General features: G+C 42.7%; 12 protein-coding genes. 5 read left to right on the forward strand and 7 right to left on the reverse strand.

The window, feature by feature from the left end:
* Positions 1–105: 105 nt before the first annotated feature.
* From LKO28_RS00145 to LKO28_RS00155, 3 genes are read left to right on the forward strand one after another with little or no spacing between them, the layout of a single operon-like run.
* Positions 106–1,095, forward strand: a complete 990-nt coding sequence (locus LKO28_RS00145; protein ID WP_227692462.1) for a glycosyltransferase family protein — start codon at positions 106–108, stop codon at positions 1,093–1,095.
* The gene (locus LKO28_RS00150) at positions 1,092–1,778 is read left to right on the forward strand and encodes an FKBP-type peptidyl-prolyl cis-trans isomerase (RefSeq protein ID WP_227692463.1); all 687 of its coding nucleotides are present in this window, start codon (positions 1,092–1,094) and stop codon (positions 1,776–1,778) included. The genes LKO28_RS00145 and LKO28_RS00150 overlap by 4 nt, the downstream gene beginning before the upstream one ends.
* A gap of 36 nt (positions 1,779–1,814) precedes the next feature.
* Complete coding sequence (locus LKO28_RS00155; protein ID WP_227692464.1) at positions 1,815–2,720, forward strand: aldo/keto reductase; 906 nt, start codon at positions 1,815–1,817, stop codon at positions 2,718–2,720.
* Between the two features lie 56 nt (positions 2,721–2,776).
* Here LKO28_RS00155 and LKO28_RS00160 read toward each other — a convergent pair whose 3' ends face one another.
* Together LKO28_RS00160 and LKO28_RS00165 are read right to left on the reverse strand one after the other, a co-directional pair.
* Positions 2,777–3,301: a YceI family protein gene (locus LKO28_RS00160; RefSeq protein WP_227692465.1), complete on the reverse strand. Its 525-nt coding sequence runs from the start codon at positions 3,299–3,301 to the stop codon at positions 2,777–2,779.
* Positions 3,302–3,406: 105 nt separating this feature from the next.
* On the reverse strand, positions 3,407–6,157 hold the full coding sequence (locus tag LKO28_RS00165) for a DNA gyrase/topoisomerase IV subunit A (protein WP_227692466.1): 2,751 nt from the start codon (positions 6,155–6,157) through the stop codon (positions 3,407–3,409).
* Between the two features lie 860 nt (positions 6,158–7,017).
* Between LKO28_RS00165 and ispE the strand changes: the two genes are divergently transcribed.
* Positions 7,018–7,833, forward strand: coding sequence for a 4-(cytidine 5'-diphospho)-2-C-methyl-D-erythritol kinase (gene ispE / locus LKO28_RS00170; RefSeq protein ID WP_227692467.1), 816 nt, complete (start codon positions 7,018–7,020; stop codon positions 7,831–7,833).
* Between the two features lie 9 nt (positions 7,834–7,842).
* Here ispE and LKO28_RS00175 read toward each other — a convergent pair whose 3' ends face one another.
* From LKO28_RS00175 to LKO28_RS00195, 5 genes are read right to left on the reverse strand one after another with little or no spacing between them, the layout of a single operon-like run.
* Entirely contained in the window at positions 7,843–8,820 is a 978-nt protein-coding gene (locus LKO28_RS00175; protein ID WP_227692468.1) for a bifunctional riboflavin kinase/FAD synthetase, read from the reverse strand.
* A 9-nt stretch (positions 8,821–8,829) separates the two neighbouring features.
* Entirely contained in the window at positions 8,830–9,567 is a 738-nt protein-coding gene (gene truB, locus LKO28_RS00180) for a tRNA pseudouridine(55) synthase TruB (protein WP_227692469.1), read from the reverse strand.
* Entirely contained in the window at positions 9,567–10,361 is a 795-nt protein-coding gene (locus LKO28_RS00185; RefSeq protein WP_227692470.1) for an undecaprenyl-diphosphate phosphatase, read from the reverse strand. The genes truB and LKO28_RS00185 overlap by 1 nt, the downstream gene beginning before the upstream one ends.
* 2 nt (positions 10,362–10,363) lie before the next feature.
* A complete protein-coding gene (locus LKO28_RS00190) occupies positions 10,364–10,606 on the reverse strand; it encodes a DUF3098 domain-containing protein (protein ID WP_227692471.1) in 243 nt (80 codons plus the stop codon).
* A 42-nt stretch (positions 10,607–10,648) separates the two neighbouring features.
* The gene (locus LKO28_RS00195) at positions 10,649–11,527 is read right to left on the reverse strand and encodes a cell division protein FtsX (protein WP_227692472.1); all 879 of its coding nucleotides are present in this window, start codon (positions 11,525–11,527) and stop codon (positions 10,649–10,651) included.
* A 200-nt stretch (positions 11,528–11,727) separates the two neighbouring features.
* Between LKO28_RS00195 and leuS the strand changes: the two genes are divergently transcribed.
* Positions 11,728–14,511 carry a leucine--tRNA ligase gene (gene leuS / locus LKO28_RS00200; protein ID WP_227692473.1) on the forward strand — a complete coding sequence of 928 codons (2,784 nt, stop codon included), beginning with the start codon at positions 11,728–11,730 and terminating at the stop codon, positions 14,509–14,511.
* Positions 14,512–14,546: the final 35 nt, after the last annotated feature.

Genomic DNA, 14,546 nt, shown 5'->3' on the forward strand with positions numbered 1-14,546 from the left:
TGTATAGATGGTTTGTTATAAAGCTAATAATTTTTCATTAAATATTGGCTATTCATTCACTAATTAATGGAAATTTAGTACTTTGGGCGAGATAGAGATTAGAAGATGAAAATATTGTACGGCGTGCAAGGGACTGGAAACGGCCATCTATGTAGGGCGTTGGACATCATCCCGATATTACAGACTTTGGGCGAAGTAGATGTGCTGGTGAGCGGCATTCAGGCCGATATAGAATTGCCATTTCCGGTTAAATATCGTTTGCACGGTTTGAGCTTTATTTTTGGAAAATCGGGCGGTGTTGACCTCTGGCGGACCTTTATGAGCTCGACCGTTCGACGGTTTATTAAAGAGATCAATACGCTGCCGGTGGAAAAATACGATTTGATTATCAATGATTTCGAACCGATTTCGGCTTGGGCCTGCCAAACACGGGATATCCCCTGTATTGGGCTAAGCCATCAGATCGCCGCACTGCATCCTACCAGTCCGAAGCCCGAAGAAACCGATATGCTGGGCAAGTTTATTATGAAGAATTATGCACCTGCCAGCACCTCGTACGGTTTTCATTTTAAAACGTATAACGACCACATTTACACGCCGGTAATCCGAGAGTCGGTCCGTCAGCTCGATCCCAAAGATCAAGGACATTACACCGTGTATCTACCTTCGTACGACGATGCCCATTTATTGAAAAACTTATCAAAGTTTCCCGATGTGCATTGGGATGTTTATTCGAAACATAATAAAAGTAAGTTTACCGTTAAAAATGTTACCATTAATCCTATCCAGAGCGATACCTTTGTAAACAGTATGGCAAACGCTTCTGGCGTGCTGTGCGGAGCTGGATTTGAAACGCCGGCAGAAGCCCTGTTTTTGCAAAAGAAACTGTTGGTCATTCCGATGAAAAATCAATATGAACAACATTTAAATGCAGCAGCCTTGGAGCAGATGGGCGTTCCGGTTATCGGTAGTTTAAAGAAGAAATTTGATTATGCGATCGAGGCTTGGCTCAATAGCAAAAACAAAGTAATGGTTGATTATCCCAATATGACGCGGGAGATTGTCACCAATATCGTAGAAAAACATACACCATGAATAGTAAAAAAATAGCTTTTGCCATGATGGCCCTGACCTGCACGGGATTGTCCGTAACACAGGCACAAGTATTAAAATCCAACACAGATACCGTTTCCTATGTTTTAGGGAAGGATGTGGGCAACTCCTTGTCTCGCACGGGGATTACGATCCAGTCCGAAAGCTTTTTGCAAGGTGTCAACGATGCGCTACAGGGTAAAGAGGCTTTAATCGGCGACGAAGAAAGCATGCGTATTATGCAGTTGGCCTTCACCAAAGCAGCAGAAGAACGCACCAAGGTTTTTAGAGAGCAGGAAGCGGCGTTTTTCGATACGATCAAAAATAAAGCTGGTATACAGCATCTGGAAGATGGACTTTATTATGAAGTGATCGAAGAAGGGGCCGGTGCAAAACCAAGCAGCGAGGACGAAGTGACCGTACATTATAAAGGGAGCTTAGCCAATGGGAAAGTTTTTGACGATTCCTACCAGCGGGGCGCACCCTTAGATATTGATTTAGGTAATGTTATTAAAGGCTGGCAAATCGGTATTCCGTTGATGGCGACAGGTTCAAAATATCGCTTGTATATTCCCTCGAAACTAGGTTACGGAGAGCGGGGCGCAGGAGCCGATATCCCTCCTTATAGTGCGCTGATTTTCGAGATTGAATTAATAGGAATTAAAGATCAGGAAGCGCCTTTATAAAGACGTTTTGTTACGGTTTTTTTTAAGTTAGGAAAGATGGTAGCGTTAACAAAATTAGGTCAGTCCGAACTGCAGGTAGCACCTGTCGGCCTAGGAGCGATGTCGCTCAAAGGCGGAGCTACCAAACAGAACAGTGACGTGATACAGCATGCCGTAGCAGCAGGCATTAATTATGTGGATACCGCCGACCTTTATGAACGCGGCATGAATGAAGATATGGTGGGTCAGGCTATCGAGCCGATACGTCAGCAAATTATTCTGGCCACTAAAGTGGGCAATCAATGGCGTTCCGATGGCAGCACCTGGGACTGGAAAGCCTCCAAACCGTATATTATAAAAACGGTGGAAGCCTCCTTAACTCGGTTGCGCACGGATTACATCGATTTATACCAGCTGCATGGCGGCACGATGGATGATCCGATCGACGAGATTATTGAAGCCTTCGAGCAGCTGGTGAAAGCAGGAAAGATCCGTTACTATGGCCTTTCTTCTATACGTCCGAATGTGATCCGAACATATGCGGAAAAATCGAATATCGTGAGTGTGATGATGCAGTACAATCTGCTGGACAGGCGGCCTGAAGTTGTTTTTCCACTTTTGTGCGAAAAAAAGATTTCGGTGATCAGCCGGGGAGCGCTGACACAGGGTTTGTTGATCGATAAGCCCGTGAAAAATTTTCTGCAACTAACCTCCGGAGAAGTAGGACACGCTCAGCGGAATGTCGAAAAATTGGCGGATAGCCTTGCCGTCAGTAAATCGCAGCTCTTGTTAGCCTACGTGCTTAATCATTCCGCAGTCGATGTCGCCGCCGTAGGCGTGCGCACGCTCGCGCAGTTAGATGATCTTCAGGAAGCGATAAAGCGCCCGCTTATACTATCGGATAGCGAGCGGTCGGAATTGGAGCGAGGGATCCGAAAATTGCATTATACAGAACATCTATAAACAAAAAGAGACGTGCCACAGCACGTCTCTTTTTGTTTATAGATGTTGTTCGTTTTTTACGAAAGTACAAACTGGACATCCGCGTGGAATTTAACATCCTCGCTTACCATAACCCCACCTGTTTCTAACGCTGCGTTCCAGGTCAAGCCAAAATCTTGACGATTAATCTTACCATTTATCGTATAGCCCACTTTTTGATTTCCCCAAGGATCTTTCGCCAAGCCACCGAATTCGGCAACAAACGTAGCAGGTTTGGTAACGTCTTTTACCGTCAAATCACCTGTTAATTTGTATTCGTCATCAGCAGTCTTTTCGATTTTCGTCGTTTTGAAACGAATCGTAGGATAGGCATCTGTATTAAAGAAATCCACACTTTTTAAGTGTTCGTCCCGCGATTCACTTTTCGTATTGATAGAAGCCGTTTTAATTGCCACATCTACCGTAGCTTGCGATAAATCTTCCGCTTTTCCATCAACCGTAACATCAAAGTCGTGAAAATACCCTTTGACGTTTGAAATCATCATGTGTTTTACTTTAAATTCTATCTCGCTATGCGCTTTGTCTAAACTCCATGTTGCCATAATCTTATTTCCTTTTTTTATTTAAACTTTAATCCTTTTGAACAATACAAATATCAACCCAAAATAAGCATTATGCATTGACGTATGATAAGAAAATAAAAAAAATTAAAACAACGATGTCTGTCCCGAGTCGTTGAGATTAATATCATCTGGATTGGTAATCTCGAGACTAATATCCGCATCCGTCTGCGTAGCTGACGGCTTCGTTTCGGCTTGGTCCTCCTCCTGCACGGCTGGCTGATCGATCACTGTATCTTCCGTGTTTGCCGTATTCCGGTCATCGTCGGAGGAAGGGGATTCTGCCGCCGGCATCACCTCGGTCAAATCCACGTCTTGCGTAATCAACTTCACTCTTTTAACCGTATGGAAAGAAAGCCGGTTTCCCTGTGCACGCATACCTTTGATATCGATAATTTCGTTGAGCGGTTGTTCCAGCGTTTCGGGTGTCTGTGATTTACCTTTAAGCAGGTCTACCCGAACCACCGGCTCCAGACCGTTGGTCAATATAAGGAGTTTGGAGCCAGGCGTATCGTTAATGAACGATACCCGTTTACCCAGCGGCTGATCGTCAAATTTAAACCGTTTCACATAATAGGTTCCCGATTTACCATCTTGATGAATTGCCGTATACACATGTTCCGGAGCAAACTTCTCCATCCGCAGCACATTGCTATCGAAATGGTTACTGAGGTCGAAACTAGAGAACTCGTAAGAACCATCCGGATACACCAGTAAGATTTTATCGTCGCCATCAAATTCTCCTAAATAGTGACCACGTTCGTCCGCATTGAGGCGGCGGAGGACATCGTCAAACCATATCTTGCGTCCGGCTAGCGTAGACACGCCCGCGTTTTTGAAAGCAATTTTTTTTACGGGGTATTTGGAAACAATATTCCCCTGAGATGCTCTTCCTTTGATGGCAATTTCTGCAAAATCGATGTCAAAGTTCAACTTCCGCAATTTGGAGTGTGGTTTTAGTTGAATGTTCACTACTTCAGCCTCCCCATTCGGGTTAGCCGTGAAATAAAGCACTTTAGAGCCTTTGGTGCCTTTAGAAATATCGTATTCTTTGTCCCGCGTTACCGCCGTAACGGCAAACCGCTTTACGTAGCTGGTGCCGGATGTACCATCCTTATAAATCGTATTGTAAATTGTCCGTTCATCGCCTTTTTTGAACACGGCGACGTGAATAATATCTTTACCGACGAAGACTTTGTCCTGCACTTTGGTGACCGCATATTTGCCGTCCGCCCGAAAGACAATGATATCGTCAATATCCGAACATTCCGATACAAATTCATCTTTTCGCATTCCCGTACCGATAAAACCTTCTTCCCGGTTGACATATAATTTTGCATTGGCTAAGGCCACTTGGGAGGCCTCTACCTTGTCGAAAATACGGATCTCCGTTTTACGTTCCCGTCCTTTCGCATATTTGCTCCGCAAATGCTCAAACCAGTCTATCGTATACTCCGTTAGGTTACGAAGGTTCCGCTTCACCACTTTAATGTCATCTTCGAGCGCTCGCATTTGCTCGTCGGCCTTTTTTACATCAAAACGGGTGATGCTACTCATTGGTTTATCGATGAGCCGTTTATAATCCTCCGCTGTAATGGCGCGATAAAACTGATCGAAAAAAGGTTCGAAGAGTCTGTCCAATACCTGTACAACCGTATCAAAATCGCCTGAATTCTCGTAGTCAGGGTGTTTGTACATCCCTTCCTGGATGAAAATCTTTAACAAGGAGCTGAAGAATATCTTTTCCTGCAGCTCATGGAGCTTGATTTCCAATTCCCTTTTTAGCAACGCTTTGGTCTGGTTGGTATTCTGGATCAGGATATCATTCACACTCATAAAGTGTGGCTTATTATCGATGATGACACAGGTATTGGGCGAGATAGATGTTTCGCAAGCAGTGAACGCATAGAGTGCATCAATCGTCACATCGGGCGATATACCCGGGGCGAGGTGTACAATAATTTCCACATGTTCCGCGGTATTGTCCTCGATACGTTTGATTTTGATTTTACTCTTTTCGTTGGCCGCGACCACGCTATCGATCAAACCACCCGTTGTTGTTCCGAAAGGGATTTCAGTAATGGCCAAAGTTTTCTTATCCCGCTCTTCGATTTTGGCACGCACCCGGATTTTTCCGCCACGGCGACCTTCGTTATAATTGGACACGTCGGCCAATCCACCGGTTGGAAAATCTGGTAACAAATTCGGACGCTCCCCTCGAAGCACTTGTATAGAGGCATCGATCAACTCGATAAAATTGTGGGGCATGATCTTAGTCGCCAATCCCACGGCAATACCTTCGGCGCCCTGCGCCAATAGGAGTGGGAATTTAACCGGTAGGGTGACAGGTTCTTTATTCCGGCCATCGTAGCTCAATTGCCATTCGGTGGTATCCGGGTTGAAGACCACTTCGTTAGCGAACTTAGACAAACGTCCTTCAATATAACGCGCCGCCGCTGCAGAATCCCCTGTGATGGGATCGCCCCAGTTTCCCTGACAGTCGATCAAAAGATCTTTCTGGCCGATCTGCACCATAGCGTCACCAATAGAGGCGTCGCCGTGCGGGTGGTATTTCATCGTATTACCGATGACATTGGCCGCTTTGTTATAGCGCCCGTCGTCCATCTCCTTCAGCGAATGCAGAATCCGACGCTGTACCGGTTTAAAACCATCGTTGATATGGGGAACGGCACGATCCAGGATGACGTAAGAAGCATAATCCAAAAACCAATTCTCATACAAGCCCGATAAAGGGATGGTAGTAGAATTTGATTCGTGTTCTGGATGTTCTGTATTCTGCGCTGAATTGCCGTTTGGAAAATTTGTCTCTTCGCTCATTTAAAATAAAATGCCTTTTATTTTGATACCGTGTATGTTATTTTGAATTACGTAAAAGTACAAAAAAACGAAGAACCGCAGAAAAAATAGCCTACCTATTTGTTTCGTTCTGGATAACGACGGAAATCATTGTCGTATGTTTTTGCGTGGTAGTGCGAGGAATTGTTTTTATATCGATGCCGTGCAAAATTTTCGACACATATTTTTGCCTGGTAGCACGAGGAATTGTTTTTATATCGATGCCGTGCAAAATTTTCGACACATATTTTTGCCTGGTAGCGCGAGGAATTGTTTTTATATCGATGCCGTGCAAAATTTTCGACACATATTTTTGCGTGGTAGCGCGAGGAATTGTTTTTATATCGATACAATGCCACGACAGCTTTTAACGGAACAAAATCTTCGACTGGTAAATTTACTTGGTCAGATGACAATATGAAAACATTGGCTGTCGGAACAAAATATGCTTCAGTTAATTTTGCTGAGTCATCTGACGTTTCATTTTCGTCATCTGACGTTTCGTTTTCGTTAGACGTTTTTTTGTCTTTGTTAGATGACTTTTTGTTTTTGTTAGACGTTTCTTATTTTTCTATGGTTGTTACTGCAAGTATGTAAAAAACAACTTTAAATACTTTTTAGGGCTGTTTTTTGATGAAAAAGCATATTGTAAATAAGCCTTTTATGGGGCAAAATCCTGCCAAACAGATTTTTGAGGTACCCTCATTTTGGCAGGATTTTATCCTATGCATATCAGAAAAAATGTGTAAGCCACGTCGCGGCTCGAGCGACACGAAAATGAAATACTCCTTTATTCTCTAAACCACATTACAATTTATAACGAAAGTTAAGTAATATTGTATATGATTTCATTTGCTAACGCTAAAATCAATATCGGACTAAATATCGTCGGCAAGCGTTCCGATGGATATCACTTATTGGAATCTGTTTTTTATCCCTTTCCGCTTTACGATATTATTGAAATAACGGATGCACCAAATGCCTTAGAAACAACACTGACGATAACAGGGATGGATTTGTCGGTCCGGTCGGATAATTTATGTCTTCGGGCGCATCATTTACTGGCTGAAAAATATCGGTTGCCCGCCGTCCATATTCATTTACATAAGCAAATCCCTTTCGGCGCAGGGTTAGGCGGAGGGTCATCTGACGCTGCATCTGTGTTAAAAATGCTGAACGAGAAATTTAATCTTGGCCTTTCCATCTCCGAATTGGAGCAGGAAGCCGAAAAATTAGGTGCAGACTGCCCATTTTTTATTCAGAATACACCGCAGTATGCGGAGGGAATTGGAACAGATTTTTCGGATATCACATTGGATTTATCGGATAAGTTTGTCGTGCTTATAAAACCGTCGGTAAACATCGCAACGGCGGAGGCTTACCAACATGTAACGCCACGTCCGTCTGGAGAGGATTTAAGAAAATTGTTGAAGCTCCCCGTACAGGATTGGAAATATTACGTCAACAACGATTTTGAAGAGGGTATTTTCGAACAGCATCCCTGCATTCGGGAAGTTAAATTGGCGTTGTATGCAAGTGGAGCACTATACGCTTCCATGTCTGGATCTGGTTCGGCCGTGTATGGCATCTTCCGGGAACCAGTCGATCTGACGCCTTTAAAAGATTTAGGTACATGCTATTACCCTACTATACTATAGCTTTTTAAGCTAGAGTGAAAAATAGTTGCGAATGTTTTTTTCATCTGCTTTAATTTGATCGCGCATCGTCTCCAGCGAATCAAACCACTGATCGTGACGAATAAATTTCAGGAATTTTACCCGTAGGGTGGTGGAATAGATATCGTCTTTAAAATCTAACAGATTGATCTCTATTTTGCGGGTCATCCCATCGACCGTTGGCCGCGTGCCGATATAAGCCATTCCTTTTGCAATGCGATCGGGCTGAGGCGTGATATACTCACCGGTGTGTACGGTGGACATATTCGCGTAAATCTCTACTTCTACCGCATAAATGCCGTAAGCAGGGATAAGCTTGTGTGCTTCGTGGATGTTGAGATTTGCTGTAGGAAAGCCAATTTCCCGTCCAATTTGATCGCCGCGGACAACCGTACCGGTTAGCTCAAAGGGATAACCTAAGTATTTATTGGCGGTTTCAATGTCCCCCTTAATCAAAGATTCCCGGATTTTGGTGGAGGATACGGCTACATCCTCGATATCTTGTTCGGGAATCTGCTCGACGGTATAATCGTATATTTCAGCGAGCTCTTTTAAATCTTTGATAGAGCCCTGTCTATCTTTACCAAAGTGATGATCGTACCCGATAACAATCTGTTTGGTACCTAACCGTCCCACTAGCACATTACTAATGTATTCTTCGGCTGTTTGATTGGAAAAGTCGCGGGTGAAAGGCGTGATAATTAAATGATCAATACCGGAGAGCGCCAGCCGGTGGGTCTTTTCTTCGATATCGTTAATGAGACGCAGGTTGTCATCATCGGGGTTGATGATTAAACGAGGATGGGGGAAGAAAGTAAGCAAGATCGTCTCTCCGTTTCTTTCTGCCGCGCACTCTCTCAATTTGGATAATATTTTTTGATGCCCGATGTGTACCCCATCGAATGTCCCGATGGTGACGATCGCATTCGATAACGGTTCAAACTCATCTAAACTTTTATATATCTTCACTACGTATAATTAGCTGTTGTCTACTGTTGTTGAAAGGGTCGTTTTATGTAATTTAATTTTTTTAATTAAATCTTGCAAATCCCATGCATCATCCACATGAAAATCTCCACTTTTGGTCCGTCGGAGTTGACGGAGGTGCGCGCCAATTCCTAGCGCTTTTCCAAAATCATGGGCAATAGAACGGATATAAGTCCCTTTCGAGCAATTGATCCGGAAATGTACTTCGGGCATTTCAATCTTTTCAATCACAAAACTTTTCACCATGATACGGCGGGCTTTTAATTCTACTTCTTCACCACGACGGGCCTTTTCGTAGACCCGTTCGCCGTTTATTTTGATGGCAGAATGGGCGGGAGGAAATTGCTCTAGTTCTCCTACAAACTGCGAAGTCATGTCGCAGATATCAGCTTCGGTGAGATGGCTATAATCAAATGTTTGATCAACGGCTGTTTCCAGATCGTAAGAAGGGGTAGTGGCACCTAAGGAAATGATGCCGGTGTATTCTTTATCTTCGGCTTGAAAGGAGTCTATTCTTTTGGTGAATTTGCCTGTGCAGATAATCAATAATCCCGTTGCTAGGGGATCTAATGTTCCAGCATGGCCTACCTTCACTTTTTGTGGTTTTATGCTATTACGAAGCTTACCAACCACATCAAAACTTGTCCACTCCAAAGGTTTATCCACCAATAGTACTTCACCTCCGACAAAATCAAATGGAGAAGTTATTGTTTCTTCTACGTTTGTCATTATATAATTTCCAGACTACGCCCGCTAATTAACAGTCCGATAATCACGAGTCCCACAATAATACGATACCAACCGAACGCTTTAAAACCGTATTTAGTCAGTACGCTAATAAAACTTTTTATCGCTATAATAGCGACGATAAAGCCTACCAGGTTTCCGATAAGAAGCAGGTTTATTTCCTCACTGGTAAAAACATGTCCTTCTTTTAGAAACTTATACAGTTTAACCACAGATGCTCCGAGCATCATGGGGATCGCTAAAAAAAAGGAAAATTCGGCGGCAGCTTTGCGTGTTAGGCTTTGGGTCATACCGCCAACTATGGTACTTGCCGAACGCGATGTGCCGGGAATCAGGGCTAGGCATTGATACCAACCGATAATGAATGCCTGTTTGTAAGAGATTTCATCCGAGTCATCAACTTGCGGCCGGTTAAACCACTTATCTACAAACAATAAAATTATACCACCAATGACCAACATGACGGCTACCATCAACGGACTTTCTAATAAAGAATCGATGAAGTCGTTCAAGACAAGACCTAGGATAGACGCTGGAATTGCGGCCACGGCCAGTTTATAATAAAAGTCTAACGACTTAAAGAATCTTCGATAATACAGCACTAAAACGGAAAGAATCGTGCCGAGCTGTATAACGATGGTGAATAATTTGACGAAAGGAGAGGGCTCCATGCCCATTAATGCCGTTCCGATAATCATATGACCTGTTGAAGAAACAGGTAAAAATTCTGTTAATCCTTCGATGATTGCCAAAACAATCGCCTGAAAATAGGTCATCCTTAGTTATTTTTTTTGTTTTTGGGTTTGTATAAAATGGCTACGAACCCTAAAGCGAATCCGAGAACAACTACAAAGGGAGCCAGTGTTATTTTGGTAAAACTATAAATGTCTTCTGTACCCATCATGAGCAAGAATCCGAGTATAACGACCAATACACTTGCGCCGAATAGCTGATAGTTTATTTTTTCAAAAACAAAGCCGGATTTTGGCTGTGAAGTATGTTGTTGTTTTTTTTCTGACATCTTTTTATTGTTACTTATTTCCCTGAATTCATCGCGTGATGACTATCGATATAGGCTATGCGATTTTGCCTTCAGATATTTGGTGACCGCAAAATACGTGCTGAAGCCTGATATGACGATACCTAGCGCGACGACGATAAGGAAAATCGCACCAAACTCATACCAATTGCGGAGGAATACTAAATCTGGAATTTGCTGTTGTGCAAATTGCAACGTAAATATCAATAATAAAATCGCAATTAAAGCCCCTAACAGACCATGAAAGATTCCATATAGCAAGTAGGGTTTGCGGATAAAGTTTTTCGTTGCGCCAATAAGCTGCATGCTCTTGATCAGAAACCGTTGCGAATAGATTGCTAAACGAATGGTATTATTGATTAGCGCTACGGCTATAATTAACAGGACGATGGTGAAGCCGAGAACGACTATCCCGATGATACGGATGTTTTTGTTGACCATATCGATAAGTGATTCCTGATAAACCACTTCCTTTACGCGGCTATTTTTAGCAGATTTTTGAATAAAGGTTTGTATACTGTCTGTATTTGCATATTGTTCTTTCAAATACACATCGATCGATGGTAACAAGGGATTATGCCCCAGGTATTCGACAAAATCTTCTCCTAAATCTTCTTTTAGATTTTTAGCGGCCAGTTCTTTACTGATGTATTCGGTACGTAAAACGTAAGGGTCCTTCTCTAGGTCTTTTTGCATAGCGAGGACATCTCCTTCATTTACGTTGTCGTTTACAATGATATTGAGGACGATATTTTCTTTAACGTATTTTGATAGGTTTTTAGCATGTACCAAAATTAAGCCCAACAAACCTGTCATCAGTAATACCAAGGCAATGCTAATCACCGTAGATACATAAACAGACTTGGTTTTCTTTCTTGGTGAACCTTCTTCGTAAGTAGACATACGCTCTTTTAATCTATTATTATGATGCGAAAGTAAATAATAATGTGCATTTAAGAAACTATTCGTTCGAATAATTTGTTAGGGCACCTAAGACATTTAACAGCATATATACCGATTTTATTGCCTATTCTAAAATTTAATCTACCTAAATTGAGGTAAAATGGCTATTTTCGCATCTCTTTTAGATTCAGCATATCATTATGGAATACAATCATCAGTCGTTAGAAAAGAAGTGGCAGCAGTTTTGGGCGGAGAAAGGCACCTTTAAGCCTGCTGCGACAACGGATAAACCTAAATATTATGTTTTAGACATGTTTCCTTATCCATCTGGCGCAGGGTTACATGTGGGACATCCGTTAGGGTATATTGCGTCCGATATTTTTTCACGATATAAAAGATTAAAAGGTTTTAATGTATTACATCCGATGGGGTATGATTCCTTCGGATTGCCAGCCGAACAATATGCTATCCAAACCGGGCAACATCCGGCTGTTACGACGGAAGCCAACATCAAACGTTATCGGGAGCAATTGGATAATATCGGTTTTTCCTACGATTGGTCCCGGGAAGTACGCACTTCTGAGCCGGATTATTATAAATGGACACAGTGGATTTTCATGCAGCTCTTTAATGCTTGGTATAACGTAGATGCCGATAAAGCAGAGCCTATTGATTCTTTAATTAAGAGATTTGAAAATAATGGTTCAGAAGGGGTTAATGCTGTTTGTGATGAGGATGTGACGCTATTTACTGCGGCAGAATGGAAAGCCTTTTCGGAAGAAACACAACAGCTGGAATTGCTAAAATACCGGTTAGCTTATTTAAGAGAAAGTACGGTGAACTGGTGTGCTGCATTGGGAACGGTATTGGCGAATGATGAGGTAATCAATGGTGTATCTGAAAGAGGAGGATATCCGGTAGAGCAGAAGAAAATGATGCAGTGGTCCATGCGTATTACCGCCTATGCCGACCGTTTGTTGCGGGGCTTGGATACGGTAGATTGGCCTGAGCCATTAGTAGAAATGCAGCGTAACTGGATTGGGAAATCTGTGGGGGCATCGGTGAAATTTCCGCTTCCGCAATTCGTATCGAATATTGAAGTTTTCACGACGCGCGTGGATACTATTTTTGGAGTTTCTTTTATTGTTTTGGCCCCGGAACACGAATTAGTTGATACTTTAACAACGATAGGTCAACGGGCTGAAATTGAATCTTATAAAGAGAAAACTGCGAAGAAATCGGAGTTAGACCGTATGGCTGATACCAAAACGGTATCGGGTGCGTTTACGGGCTCTTATGCTAAGCATCCATTAACCGGAGCAGATGTGCCAATTTGGATCGCAGATTATGTTTTGGCAGGATACGGGACGGGGGCCGTGATGGCGGTCCCGTCTGGCGATCAGCGAGATTATGTTTTTGCAAAGCATTTTAATTTGCCGATTATAGCTATTTCGGACGTGCAAGATATCGCGGAAGAGGCTGATGCTACGAAGGAAGGCCGATATATCAACTCGGATTTCATTGATGGCATGGTCTACGAGGAGGCCGTACCCGCCTTGATCAAACGTTTGGAAGAACTGGGCTTGGGTAAGGCAAAGATAAATTATCGGATGCGGGATGCGATCTTTGGTCGCCAGCGATATTGGGGAGAACCTGTGCCGGTTTATTTTAAAGAAGGACTACCTTATTTAATAGAAGAAGAAGAGCTGCCATTGTTGCTGCCGGAGGTAGACAAATATCTACCGACAGAAACGGGGGAGCCGCCATTGGGTAGAGCGGACGGATGGAAGTATCAGGGGAAATATGATTATGAGTTGAGCACGATGCCGGGTTGGGCAGGTTCCTCTTGGTATTGGTTTCGCTATATGGATCCGACAAATAAGGAATCTTTCGCGGCTAAAGAAGCTGTTGATTATTGGAAGTCGGTTGATTTATATATAGGTGGTTCAGAGCATGCTACCGGTCATTTGCTTTACTCAAGGTTCTGGAATAAAGTGTTGAAGGATCTGGGGTATCACAACGAGGAAGAGCCGTTTAAAAAATTAATTAATCAGGGGATGATTCAAGGTCGTTCTAACTTTGTTTATCGGGTGCTGGACGACGAAGGTAAGGGAACAAATTTGTTTGTGTCTCATGGCTTGCGGGATCAGTATAGTACGATGGCACTGCATGTGGATGTCAATATCGTTTATCATGATGTGCTTGACACGGCTAAGTTTAAAGCTTTCCGACCTGATTTTGCAAATGCGGAATTCATCTTGGAGGACGGCAAATATATTTGTGGTACCGAAGTGGAAAAGATGTCAAAGTCTAAATTCAATGTGGTTAATCCAGATGACATTATAGAAACTTACGGGGCAGATACCCTTCGTCTTTATGAAATGTTCTTAGGGCCGCTTGAGCAATCAAAGCCTTGGAATACAAATGGTATTGAGGGGGTATATAAATTTTTACGTAAGGTGTGGCGTCTGTTCCATGATGCGGAAGGAAAACTCGTTATTTCTGATGAAGAGCCTACCAAAGCGGAATATAAAGCACTCCATAAAATTATCAAAAAAGTAGAGGAGGATATCGAAAGGTTTTCGTTTAATACGTCTGTTTCTGCGTTTATGATTTGCGTAAACGAACTGACCGATTTGAAATGTAATAAGCGGAAAATACTGCAAGACCTTATCATTGTTCTGGAACCCTATGCGCCGCATATCACCGAAGAATTATGGGCGTTGTTAGGAAATGAGGCGGGCACCATTTCCTATGCAACTTATCCTCCCTTCCGTCCGGAATACTTGGTGGAATCTGAATTTGCTTATCCGGTTTCTGTGAATGGAAAAATGAAAATGAACCTTTCCCTCGCGTTGGATTTAGATCCAAAAGCAGTAGAGGAAATCGTTTTAGGAAATGCAGATGTACAGCGTTATTTAGATGGAAAAGGGGTAAAGAAGGTCGTTTTTGTGAAAGGTAAGATTATCAATATCGTCGTGTGATAGGCGATTTAAGACCATACCGTGTTTATTGTTAT

It is taken from the genome of Sphingobacterium sp. FBM7-1, assembly GCF_020687765.1.
Taxonomy (GTDB): domain Bacteria; phylum Bacteroidota; class Bacteroidia; order Sphingobacteriales; family Sphingobacteriaceae; genus Sphingobacterium.

Coding starts and splice junctions, on each gene's coding strand:
- LKO28_RS00145 (WP_227692462.1), top strand. CDS start 106: ATGAAAATATTGTACGGCGTGCAAGGGACTGGAAACGGCCATCTATGT.
- LKO28_RS00150 (WP_227692463.1), top strand. CDS start 1,092: ATGAATAGTAAAAAAATAGCTTTTGCCATGATGGCCCTGACCTGCACG.
- LKO28_RS00155 (WP_227692464.1), top strand. CDS start 1,815: ATGGTAGCGTTAACAAAATTAGGTCAGTCCGAACTGCAGGTAGCACCT.
- LKO28_RS00160 (WP_227692465.1), bottom strand. CDS start 3,301: ATGGCAACATGGAGTTTAGACAAAGCGCATAGCGAGATAGAATTTAAA.
- LKO28_RS00165 (WP_227692466.1), bottom strand. CDS start 6,157: ATGAGCGAAGAGACAAATTTTCCAAACGGCAATTCAGCGCAGAATACA.
- ispE (WP_227692467.1), top strand. CDS start 7,018: ATGATTTCATTTGCTAACGCTAAAATCAATATCGGACTAAATATCGTC.
- truB (WP_227692469.1), bottom strand. CDS start 9,567: ATGACAAACGTAGAAGAAACAATAACTTCTCCATTTGATTTTGTCGGA.
- LKO28_RS00185 (WP_227692470.1), bottom strand. CDS start 10,361: ATGACCTATTTTCAGGCGATTGTTTTGGCAATCATCGAAGGATTAACA.
- LKO28_RS00190 (WP_227692471.1), bottom strand. CDS start 10,606: ATGTCAGAAAAAAAACAACAACATACTTCACAGCCAAAATCCGGCTTT.
- LKO28_RS00195 (WP_227692472.1), bottom strand. CDS start 11,527: ATGTCTACTTACGAAGAAGGTTCACCAAGAAAGAAAACCAAGTCTGTT.
- leuS (WP_227692473.1), top strand. CDS start 11,728: ATGGAATACAATCATCAGTCGTTAGAAAAGAAGTGGCAGCAGTTTTGG.